At 56.2% G+C, this 11,498-nt stretch carries 10 protein-coding genes; 6 read left to right on the top strand and 4 right to left on the bottom strand.

Translation table 11 applies throughout. From position 1 onward, the window contains the following. Positions 1-3 precede the first annotated feature (3 nt). The 3 genes from HGHM_RS19390 to HGHM_RS23845 all read right to left on the bottom strand — a co-directional run bounded on the left by HGHM_RS19390 (position 4) and on the right by HGHM_RS23845 (position 4,713). Entirely contained in the window at positions 4-1,035 is a 1,032-nt protein-coding gene (locus HGHM_RS19390; protein ID WP_019143238.1) for a transporter, read from the bottom strand. Between the two features lie 55 nt (positions 1,036-1,090). After that, complete coding sequence (locus tag HGHM_RS19385) at positions 1,091-1,855, bottom strand: C39 family peptidase (protein WP_019143237.1); 765 nt, start codon at positions 1,853-1,855, stop codon at positions 1,091-1,093. Positions 1,856-2,148: 293 nt separating this feature from the next. Next, positions 2,149-4,713: a LuxR C-terminal-related transcriptional regulator gene (locus HGHM_RS23845; protein ID WP_281004513.1), complete on the bottom strand. Its 2,565-nt coding sequence runs from the start codon at positions 4,711-4,713 to the stop codon at positions 2,149-2,151. A gap of 648 nt (positions 4,714-5,361) precedes the next feature. Here HGHM_RS23845 and HGHM_RS19375 point away from each other — a divergent pair. From HGHM_RS19375 to HGHM_RS19355, 5 genes are all read left to right on the top strand, one after another. Further along, the gene (locus HGHM_RS19375) at positions 5,362-5,868 is read left to right on the top strand and encodes a DUF6160 family protein (protein ID WP_026076214.1); all 507 of its coding nucleotides are present in this window, start codon (positions 5,362-5,364) and stop codon (positions 5,866-5,868) included. A gap of 510 nt (positions 5,869-6,378) precedes the next feature. Further along, positions 6,379-6,876, top strand: a complete 498-nt coding sequence (locus HGHM_RS19370) for a DUF6160 family protein (protein WP_019143234.1) — start codon at positions 6,379-6,381, stop codon at positions 6,874-6,876. A gap of 256 nt (positions 6,877-7,132) precedes the next feature. Continuing rightward, positions 7,133-7,786, top strand: coding sequence for a hypothetical protein (locus HGHM_RS19365; protein ID WP_245549311.1), 654 nt, complete (start codon positions 7,133-7,135; stop codon positions 7,784-7,786). Positions 7,787-7,801: 15 nt separating this feature from the next. After that, a complete protein-coding gene (locus HGHM_RS19360) occupies positions 7,802-8,833 on the top strand; it encodes a hypothetical protein (protein WP_245549309.1) in 1,032 nt (343 codons plus the stop codon). A gap of 91 nt (positions 8,834-8,924) precedes the next feature. After that, a complete protein-coding gene (locus HGHM_RS19355) occupies positions 8,925-9,302 on the top strand; it encodes a hypothetical protein (RefSeq protein ID WP_245549307.1) in 378 nt (125 codons plus the stop codon). A 76-nt stretch (positions 9,303-9,378) separates the two neighbouring features. On the opposite strand, the gene HGHM_RS19350 is transcribed toward HGHM_RS19355, so the two are convergent. Next, positions 9,379-9,768, bottom strand: a complete 390-nt coding sequence (locus HGHM_RS19350; RefSeq protein WP_019143230.1) for a glutaredoxin domain-containing protein — start codon at positions 9,766-9,768, stop codon at positions 9,379-9,381. A gap of 854 nt (positions 9,769-10,622) precedes the next feature. Between HGHM_RS19350 and HGHM_RS23440 the strand changes: the two genes are divergently transcribed. After that, on the top strand, positions 10,623-11,498 hold an 876-nt coding region (locus tag HGHM_RS23440; protein ID WP_026076213.1), incomplete at its 3' end, for a cache domain-containing protein.

Here is an 11,498-nt window from a genome sequence, read left to right as displayed (position 1 = left end):
CGTTTAAAACGCCAGCGGCATGGTCAGGCCGAGGGTGAAATTGGGAGAGTTTTCAGTCAGGCCGATTCCAGCCGTGATATTGAGCGTGGTCTTGGGGGACACGCGATAGCCCAGGCCGAAATTCAGCACACCTGCAGTCTGGGTCCTCGTCTTGAACGTGCTGCCGTCGGCAAAGCGCAGCTCCGAAGCAGCTGAAATAGATTCCTGGACGGAGACCGAAGTCGATATCCCATAGGACAGCGCATAGGCGAAGCCAAGGCCGAATCCGAAGCTCGTGCCTGGCTCGACTCGGGTGAGCACGCGATTGCCGCGCACCTGCGACAGGTGGGTCGCAGCGAGGCTGTAGGTGAAGTTCACGGAACCGAACAGAGCGACCGGGTCGACGATATGGTTGAAATTCACGCCGCCACTGAATGACGTCACGCCTGAACCGGTCGCGATGCCTTCGTTCGCATTTACCTTGAACGGGCTGCGCCCGGTAGGCAGGCGCACAGTTCCCGTAAGGCTCATTGACGGTTCGCCGCGCCGGGTCTCGAATGGCTGCCACCGGCCGCCGAGGCCAATGTCACCGAGGGAATGGGACAACCCGTCGAACGCGGGGTTTTCCGAGTAGCGGCTGATCACGGGCAGGATGAGACTGCCGGTCAAATTGTCACGCACGCCATAGTCGAAAGTCAGGGTATTTGTGATGGTGTGTGAACTGTCATTTTCAATATTGAACAGGGTTAGCGTGCCTGTCGAAAGGTCGGCATTGATCCTTTCCTGGCCAATGTAGGTGTAGCTCAGGTCATATGTCACTTGCAGCTTGTCGCGCTTGAGCAACGAGTATTGCTTATCGACTGCGGTGAGTGTCTGCTTCAGAAGAGCAGTCTGATCAGTGTCACCTTCCTGCTGCTTGAGCGCGTCGCGCGCTGCGGAAGTGCTGGCCGCTCCCGTGCTGTCACCCGGTGATGACGAAGAGGCAGGGCCTTGCTGCGCGTGCGCAGGCAGAATCAGCGCGGCGGCAATGAACGCCAGTATTGGAATAGTTTTCATGACGACTCCCTTATGTATTGTTGTAGCTGCAAAGCGCGAACGCGCCGGCGCAAGTTCACTGCTTGCGCAAATACACCCCGCCAAAACCTGAGTTGATGGCGCGGTTGATCAGGTGGGCATTGCCCATAGGTTCAAGATTGGCGTGATCCTTGACGAGGTCCATGTCGAACACGCCGAGCTCCTTGTCGGTCAGCGCCAGTTGGGCTACGGCGGGCTTGTCCTTTGGCGGATAGATGATGAACAGCGTGTTGCGGTCCCACAGTCCCGCAAACTCCTTCGCGGAAAAGACGATGTTGCCGGCGGAAGGGTCGGCGATATAGACCAGGTCATCGCGGATGCCGCGCAAGACAACGAAATGCTTGAATCCGGCATAGTCGATCGGCACGATCGCAGGATGCTCGAGCTGGAGCAGATCCTTGATTTCGGCACGGAAGCCGGCACTGTTGACGCCGAGCGATGCAACATAGCGCTTCATGTCGAGCAGGGAAAAGCCGCGTCGCTGAATGATTTTTTCCTTCTCGCCGCGCTCGAGCATGCCTTCCATCGCCTGCTGCTCGGTCACATCCAATCCAAGGTGGTATTTGAGGATGGTCACAAGTGCAGCCGACCCGCAGCTGTAGTCGAAGGCCTGGCGCACGATATGGCGGTACTTCAATTCGGAGAAGGGCTCGATCTGCACCGCTTGCGTGATGGGACCGGCACCGACCGTCGATTGCGGCAACTCAAACTGCCCCTTCGGACGGTCCAAGGGTTCCTGCCTTGACCAGGCGGCAGAGCCTGAGATCAGGACTGCAACGACGCCCAGGATGATCATGAACATGGGTTCATCCCTTTCATGCTGTCTCCTCTATGTTTTTCATTCAGCGTTGCGGCATGCGACGCAATCGCTTCAAGTCGCCTGTTATCGGCGATTTCTTGTTCGCTTGTTCTTTTCGTCATGCTGATGCGACGAAAGACTTGCTCCGGGGGTTTAAATGTAAGAGGGAAATTGACTTTGCGAACTCATCCGAACGGATGAATTGCGATTGCGCGATCTCAAGTTTCGCGTGATTTCGTTTCCTGAAAGACGCAAATATGGGCGAATCTAATTCTCTAAAGAAATATTAAATTCCGTTAGGAAATAATTGAAAGCCTGCGCGCGATGGAAATTGCTTCAGTACGGGTATGCGAGCCCAACTTGATATTGATATTACGCAGATGGGTCTTGACGGTAGTGACGGACACGAACAACTTTTCGGCAATCACTTGATTGCCATAGCCTTGCGCAAGCAGTATCAGTACATCCAGCTCACGGCTGGTCAGTTCGTTACCCGCGATGCTGTCGGTAATCCGCATGCCATGCACGACTTCCTTGGCACCGTGAAGCGGGGCGATCTCGCTCTGGCCAAGTATTCTTTCTGCGAAAAAACGTAGCGACGCATTCTCGTTGCTCGCCAAATCCCTCGAACCTTCGAGCATGTCGCGGATGAGCGCAAGTACAGCCGGGCCTTCATCCTTGAAAGCCCGCACGAATCCCTCCGGGAGTGCGTCCTGCAAGGCTTGCTGTATTGTCCGCAAGGCTGGGTTGCGCTGTCCGGCGTTGGCGAGCGCGAGGGCTTGCAATATCTTCATACGCAGGGCATAACGCAGGCGGCCGCGGCCTTGGACTTTCTGCAAATGGGCCTTAAGTGTCGGTAGTGCTAGGGCCGCCTGCCCACAATGCACTTGCAATCTGGTCATGCCGAGGAAAGGGCTTTCGATGTCGGTGGCGATCAATTGCAGTTCGCCTTGCCACGCGGGCGTATTGCCTACCAATGCCAGCAAGCCTTTTGCCGCTTCCAGGTCGCCAATCAAGACCGCTTCGCGAGCCTGTTCCAACCGAGCCATATCAACCATTCGGGGCAGCCGGCGCTGCATGCCAAGTCGCTCCAGCTCAAGCAGAGTTTGCAAGCCCTCGGTGCCATGTCCTTCAGCGCGCAGAATGCGTGCATACACGAGATGGCTGGCGATTAATTGGTCGGGAATGCCAGCGTCCTTGACACGCGGCAAATGCAGCTTCAGCAGAAGCTTGGCTTCTTCCAAGGCATCCATTTCATACAGCACTTCCGCAAGATAAATGCTGGCAAAGCCGCTGTCTGCGCCATGCCGCAGGGCTTGTGAATCAGGATCGCTGTCCAGACTTGCATGTCGATACAGTGTGGCAGAGCGGGCATTTGCCTTCGGGCTACCGACAAGCGAGCGCAGTCGCACGCCGGCGGCACACAATTTTCCCTGCATTAAGTCCAGCATGCCATGAAGATAGCCAGCTGCCGTCAGGCTGAACAGCGGCCCGACCGCCAAGTGTTCTCGGGTGGCCTGGTCAAGCAGGAGTCTTGCATCCTTGTAGCGATCGGCGGTCGCATAATAATAGGCGCCGCCGATCATCAGTATGGTGTGCAAGAGCGGCTCTTCCACTGCGCTGGCGACCATGCCCGGGTCATCCCACATCGCAGCGGTTTCTTCCAGTCGATCCAGCATGATCAGGCTCAAAGCCTTGAGCCCGAGATAAGCCGGGCGAGATATCGATGAAACGCCTTCCTGGATCACGGTTTCCAGCAACTGGAGCGCTTCAGCGCTGCGGTTGGTGTGAATCAGCGCGCCGGTATAAAAGATCATCAACTTCGGATTGGTTGCAAGGCGCGTCCGATCCAGCGTGTCCAACCAGCGCGCCAGCAAGCGCACTCGTCCCTGCATGAACAAGCCCTCGGCATACTTGACCAGCAGTTGCACGACCAGCTCCTGCTCGCCGGATGCAATCGCGTGTTCGATCGCCGCTACCGACTGCCCTTGTTCGACGTACCAGTGCGCGGCGCGTCCATGCAGGATGCGGGCAAGTCCGGGATGTTTGGTGTCGAGCTGAATGCGCAAAAATTCCGCAAACAGCGGATGGTAGCTGAACCAGAGATGCTGTTCATCGAGTGCCGTCACAAACATGTTGGAACGCGCAATCTCCTGGAGCAGCTCTCTCGCATCGTCGCGCCCGGTAACCGCATTGCAGCTTTCACCGCAAAATTTTCGCAGGATGCTTGTCTGAAGAATGAAGTCTTGCAGGTGCTTCGGTTTGCGCGATAGCACATCTTCGGCAAGGTAGGAAGCAAGCGCCATGTTCGAGCCGGAGAAGCTTTGGATGATGCGGCCTGGCTCTTCGCTGCCCTCGAGCGCAAGCGATGACAGCCACAAGGCGGCCGCCCAGCCGCCCGTGACTTCATGCAGCTTTTGCACATCTGGAGTATCGAGTCTCAGCTTGCGCTTTGCTAATAGAAAATGACTGGTCTCTTCCGGGGTGAACCGCAGCTGGGCCGCGTCGATTTGAAGCAGTTGCTGACAGGCGCGCAAGCGGCCGATGCTCAATTCCGGGTGCTCGCGTGAGCTTATGACGATTTTCTGTTGCGGTCCCAGTGCCTCGATAAGTTGCTGGACCATCGAGAGTGCTGCCGGGTTATGCAAGTGCTCGAATTCATCGAGAATCAGCATGAACGGCAGGGGAGTTGCAGCGATTGCTTCCATCAGCGCTGCCGGCTGTTCGGTCACGGCAGGCAGTGCCGCCACCAGGCCCGGGTTGTCTCTGTTGGTGGGTGTCACTCGGCCAGCCTGCAGGATGGCTTGTCCAAGGCAACTCAGCAGCCGGTCTAGATCATTGTCTCCCGCGTCGAGGCGCATCCATGCCACGGACCAGCCTGTCGAACTAAAGACATCATAGATATGACGCAATAAGGAGGTTTTGCCGAATCCGGCTGGAGCCTCAATCAGGACCAGTTTGGCGGCTGCCGTTTGCCGAATCCGGCCTATCAGGCTTTCCCGCGCGACAAAATGCATTCCAGCTGTAGGAGGGTTCAGCTTGGATGGAGGCGGCCGCAGAATCGAAGGTTGATGAGGCGCCTTGGTATGCATTGATGCCACGCAAGTAAGGAGGTCAGGGAAATACTTTCCTGAGTCAGTGCCTGAAAAAGTAAGGCTACAGGGAATTGTCAAGAAAACTATAAAGGATCTGTTCCAGTTCTGTCCAGCAAGAATGCTGCGCCAAACATTTCTTTAAGGAAAATACCCATCAACCATGTCAGACCGGCAGAAATTACCGCTAACGCGGGTGGCTTTTGAAGCCAAGGATTTGGCTTCAGGAGTAATGCTCAGAAGCACGCCAATGGTTTCCATTGTCTTATTATCAACATCCGCACGGCGCCTTGCTTAACGGCATGCTGAATCAACGTGCAGCGTGTGGTTCCCAAAAGGAACGAAGAGCAGGCGAATGCGGCAGTTGAGGAACCTTTTCAAGAACTAAACCCGCTACTTAAATTTGGAGACTACACCATGAAATTTGCAATGAAAGCAGGCGTTGCCGCCGCTCTGTCTGCAGTCGCAGTTGCTGCTTCCGCCATGACCCCGATCGCTGACGAAGGCCTGAGCCAGGTTTCCGGCCAGGACGGCGTGTCGCTCGCAGCCAGCCTGAACGTCAATGTCGGTTCGTTCCAGTACACCAACACCACCGAGAGTGCCTCGATCAGCTTTAATGACATCAAGTTCACGGGCTTGATCGCTGCAACCATCGACGTGATCAACGGCGCTCACTTCGCTGAAATCCGCAAGCTCGGCACTGGATCTCCGACACCGGTAGTTGACGGCAGCTTCTTCAATGTCGCCAGCGACGTTGTGCAAATCGCCATTCCGGATGCATCGAAAGTCACCCTGCCCACCGCTGCGCTGCTCGACATGTCGGTTGCCGCCATCAAGATGAATGGCAGCGATGCTTCCTTCGGTAAGATTGCCCTGACTGACATCGATCTGCGCGGCACTTCGGTCTGGATCTGGGCTCACTAATATTCCGTCGCCAATACGAGAGTTGGTGAACTAGTGCCAAAGCTTGCGGCCCTTGACTAGCGTCAAGGGCCGTATAGAACTTTTGCTGGCGCACAGGCGGATATATGCAGTGAAACATCACGCCGTTCTCATTTTTTTCATGTAGCTCAAATGCCAGGAAACTGGCCAGGATGTGCGCAGAAAGCATTCTCTTGAATTGAGTTGCTTGTCCTGCCTTGCTGTTCCAGTTAGTCCCCTCGCGCCAATCCAGAACAAAAATCAAACTGAAAAAGCTGCTTGATAGGGGTGGCTCTCGAAGCCAAGGATTTGGCTTCGCAGGTCAGTCTGAACCATGGGTGCCACTTGCGGACGTTGTCTTATTATTAAGTTCCGCAAAGCGCTATGCCCCACGGGGTGCTTATACCGGCGGCTCACCGTAATGGTTCCCAAGAGGAACGAGGAGCAGGCGGATGCGGTAGTTGAGGAACCCTTTAAGAATTAAACCCGCTACTTATATTTGGAGACTACACCATGAAATTCATCAAAAAAGCAGGCCTGGCCGCCGTTCTGTCCGCCGTTGCTGTTGCTGCTTCCGCCATGACCCCGATCGCTGACGAAGGCCTGAGCCAGGTTTCCGGCCAGGACGGTGTGTCGATCGCTGCCAGCCTGAACGTCAACGTCGGTTCGTTCCAGTACACGAACACCACCGAGGGTGCAACGGGCGCTTCGGTTAGCTTCAACAACATCGGCTTCACCGGCTTGATCGCTGCCACGATCGACGTGATCAGCGGTGCTCACTTCGGTGCGATCCGCACTGCAACCGGCGTAGATGGTTCCTTCTTCAACCCGGCTAGCGACGTTGTTCAAATTGCCATCCCGACCGCTGCGCAAGTCACTCTGCCCACCGCTGCGCTGCTCGACATGTCGGTTGCTTCCATCACGATGGGTGGCAGCACTGCTTCCTTCGGCCGCATCGCAATGAACGACATCGACCTGCGCGGCACTCAGGTCTGGATCTGGGCTCACTAATCTCCCGTCGTCAGGGCGAGAGTTTGTGACCTAGCACCAAAGCTTGCGGCCCCCGGTAGCAACTGGGGGTCGCATTCATGAAGCTCCTGAATTGGTGTCTCATCGCTGAAAAATGAAGAATCTCCTCAAGTTTGCTGCCCTTCGCCTGCTGACTGCGATGTGTGCTGCGCTGCTTTGCGTCGGCACTGCCTCGGCCCAGTTGCATGAATTGTCAGAACAGGAATTGTCTGCGACCCATGCACAAGGATTGATAGACTTGAGCAACAGCAGTTACGGTGGATTCGACTTCACGCGCATCGCATTCGGCGCCGATGTGACCCTGAATGCCAACTTGCGTGATATTCGTTTGGGCGAATACAACTATGCCGCCCGTAACGGCACGGGTGCGGATATTGACATGCCTTTGCTGCAGTTCGGGCGCAGTGACGCGAGCGACGCACAGCGCCTGGTAAAAATCACCAACCCCTATGTCGAGTTTGTTTACCGCAACGTGGGTGATGCTTCTACCCGCGAAGTTGTGGGCCTGCGATTCGGCTTCGACAGTATTGCCGGCGACATCGGCCTCACCCTGAAAACACTGAGTGGCTCCATGCTGATTGACGGTGGCGCCGCCGGCACCCTTGATTCCCGCACCGACGCGGGCGGTGGCAAGCGCTGGGATGGAAGCTGTACAGCTGCCTCCTGCCTGAGCCTGGCACAGATTGGTGGCGTCCGGGCAGGTGACAGTACTGGTGCCAGCCGGGACTTCTGGATTTCGGTGCTTAAGAATGATGTGCAATTCCAGGCTCCGCCGGGTACGACGCAAGTGCCGGATATTGCCCGAGCCGGATTCTGGCTCAACTGGCGCGACCGGCTCACTGCATTAAACGTCAATGCAGCACCGCCACCCAACATGCCGCTGGTCCGTTAGGAAATGGAGACCGCCATGCCTTCAATGCACTGTAATTCTCTGCGTGAGATGAAGAAAGGGTCACGTCATCGCGCAATGAATCTCTTTGCCCTGATGATCCGCAAGCGCTTGCAATCCCAAAGGAGCAAGGGCGCGTTGCGGAGCATTCTGTTTTCCCCGACGATTAATGCTGTTCGCATGGCGATGCTGGGCGCGATGCTGGCATTTTCCTTCCACGCCAGCGCCTCGGCGGAAGGCATGCTTCCGCTAAGCGACACTGCGCTCTCAGCTGTACAAGGGCGCGATGGCCTGAGCTTTGATTTTTCCAATTTCTCGCTGTCGGGCGATGCTCGCTTTACCTATTACGCCCCCGGCTCCAACGCCCAATACTATCTCGCCAATCCGCACATCTCGCGTTCAGACGACCTGAACAACCCATTCTCTGATCCTTACCGCATGGAAGTGGTACGCGGCGCCGCCGGCATGGCTGACGTGGTCAATCTGGCGTTTCCCGCCAACGCGAGCGGCCTGGTACGCTGGCAAACTGCCTTCGACTGGGGAACGGATGCGAACGGGCTGGCGTTCGATGCCGGCAGCATGATCTTCAAGGATGTTGCTTTCCTTGGCGGGGGCATGCAGTGGTCTACGCCACGTAACGGGGATGGCATCGCTTTCGGTCTTGGATTGCGCATGGATATTGGCAACCTGCTGCTACGGCCGCGGGGGCGCGATGATGTCAATCTGGCTGAACCAGCCTCGGTAACGGAACAGATGAACATCAGCGGTCTGCGCATAGGCGCGGTCGACAGCAATGGAAATATCCTCAATACACCCTGGCGCATCGCTGACGTGGCCTCGCAACCCGGCATCTTCAACGCAGTGACGGATGCCGCTGGCAATTCCACCATGCACGTTGGAATCGATTGGCCGGATGCAAATGGGGCGCCCATGGGGGGCATGCAGATCGCAAATCTCTCGTTCCGCAGCGGTACGGGCAGCGTTGATCTGGGAGCCAGCCATATCGGGTCAATTCAGATCCAGTACATGGACGTTAAATTCAAGCCATAAGATGCGAAGAAAGCTATTTTCCATTGTCGCCGTCCTGCTCTTGAGCGGCAATGTGGCAGCGCAAGGGCTGGTTCCGATCGAGGACAGTGACTTGGCCGAAATCAGCGGGCGGGATGGGGTCGCATTTTCGGTGAAACTCTCACTGAACGATCCGTCGCTGGCAGGAGCGTTTCCGGGAGCCCGCCTGTCTTTGGGCTTCCATGTGGATGGTCAGACCACCTACCTCATGTTCAATGAGTTGCGCGGCAAACTCGAGCTGCACGATTACGGCATCAGCACACAAAAGAAACCGGACGGTACGGACTACATGGCGCTGACGCTGCCGCAATACGTGAAATTCACTGACTTCGGCTTCGAATCCATGACGGTGCAAACAGATCCGATCGCAAGTTCCTCAGCGAGCCTCGGGCGCATGAACCTGAATGGAACCCTTTCAATGCAGGGCGAAATGAGATTCTGGGCGCATTAGCGAGCGTCTGAACGTCTGCGGCTCGCAAAGCAGGGCGCACGGAATCTTGTCGTGCGTCGTTCACATGCCAGTCTGTTCAGGATGCCTTCATCGGCGCGTTCTCTTCCAGCATGCGGCGCAATTCGCCGCTGTCGATCAGTTGCTGCAACTCGCTGGCCCCGCCTACCAATACGCCATTCACGAACACCATCGGAAAAGTCGGCCATCCGGTCCACATCTTGAGTGCAAGGCGGCGGCGCCATAGGCTGAAATAGCTGCCGTATTCGAGGTATCGGTAAGCGGTGCCTGCGGAGTCCAGCGCCTTGCGTGCCTTTTTCGGAAAAGGATTCTGCGCCATGCCAACCACGACCACGGGATGGGCTGCTATTGCCGATTGCACCTCGCGCACGATGTCCACTTGGTTGTTCTCGATGGTGGCACGGATGGCAGGATGAATATGCGCTTCGTCGAGGATGCTGCGGCTCATGGCGGTCTCCTTGGTTGGTATGTGGCGGTAACAGAGAGATCTGAATCCGTGTTCTTTGGGAGCAGAGCAAGAAACTACACTATATTCCGCTTCGGCCAATCGATCAGGCTGTTTTAAGCCAATCGTGCGACGACAGACCCATCTGCCTCAGCAGATCAGCCAACGCGGGCACCATGCTTGGCCTGTGGCGCCTTCGTCGAGCAGACGCTCGCTGCTTACGCCGGTTTGCATTTGCCCGATGCCCTAAACAAGTGGAAATTCGGACAGGTAGCGACGGCCAACCGATCGCACCATTTTATAAATTTGCTGTGAAGCACTCCCACAATGCCGCAAGTTCTTCAACACATCGCGGTAAGTCGTGTCGATGTTATGACGACCAAGGCCCAAAATTCCCGGCGCGCCAAGCCGAAAGACACGATTTTCCAATCTGGACACCATCGCGTCATTCCGGTTCGATTAAACCAATCATGCCTCCCATCGCCACTCCGGTACAAGCTGCATGCCGCCGCATTTCGAGAGGCTCGACGAGGCACAAGAGTTCGAAGAGGGAACAAGTCATGGAATCCATCCGGAGAACGGTACGGGCGGTTGCCAGAGTCCTTGCCAAACGAAGCTTATTTGCCATCCTTGAACGTAAAGGGGCGCAAGCAAGAGCCATCGACCAAGCTTCATTCGCAGGTGTACCAAATTTAACCAAAGGTTAAAGAATTCGTTTTTACTGTCGATAACCATTTGCCAATCGCAGTATTTTCAATGCACCTGTTTCAAGACGAGACACACCGTCATTGACTCTGAACCTTGGCCACATGCCGCGCCAGTCAGCCTGGTATATGGTCTGTTTAAACCTCATCTTTATGGTTACCACTAGTAAAAAGTTTTCGTTAAGCGTCGGCACCAAGCTATGGATGGTCGTTGCCTGCGCGGCAATCGGCATCGCGTTATTGACCGTTATTTCCTTGTTGTCCGAGAAGTCCTTGCTGCTGGAGGAACGCAAGGCCGGCGTGCGGCAGGCGGTGGAAACCGCATATGGCATCCTGGGCCGCTATCAGAATCTAGCCGCGCAAGGAAAGATGCCTGAAAGCGAAGCGAAGCAGGCCGCAGCGGATGAGGTAAGGGCGCTGCGCTATAGCGGCAGCGAATATTTCTTCATCATCGACAAGGATCTGAGGGCGGTGATGCACCCGATCAAACCGGAAATGGAAGGACGGGATGTCAGCGATATCAAGGATCCGACCGGAAAGCGGGTTTTTGTCGAACTTGTCAGCGCCACCAAGGAAAATGGTGCGGGCTTCGTTCTCTATCTGTGGCCCAAGCCAGGGGCAGAGGAGCCGGTGATGAAGGCATCCTATGCGAAGGCGTTCGCGCCGTGGGGATGGGTAATCGCTTCCGGGGTGTATGTGGATACGATCGATGCCATGTTTTGGTCCCGGGCTGGACGTTCCCTGGTCGGGGTCACCATTCTTGTCGGCATATTGATCGCCTTCTGTGCGATGCTGGTCCGCAGCATCACCCGTTCGTTGCGCAGCGCAGTACATTTGGCCAGCAGTGTCGCCGCCGGAGACCTGAGTCAAAGCTTCGAAGTCGACTCACGCGATGAAGTCGGCCAGCTGCTGCAAGCCTTGAAGGAAATGAATGGCAGCCTGTTCAAGATCGTGAGCGAAGTGCGCACCGGCACGGACACCATTGCCACGGCGTCGGACCAGATCGCCGCAGGCAACATGGATCTGTCC

This window comes from Noviherbaspirillum massiliense JC206, assembly GCF_000312045.1.
Taxonomy (GTDB): Bacteria; Pseudomonadota; Gammaproteobacteria; order Burkholderiales; family Burkholderiaceae_D; genus Noviherbaspirillum; species Noviherbaspirillum massiliense.
Note: the sequence above shows the minus strand (reverse complement) of the source record. Positions and strands in the feature narration are given on the sequence as shown.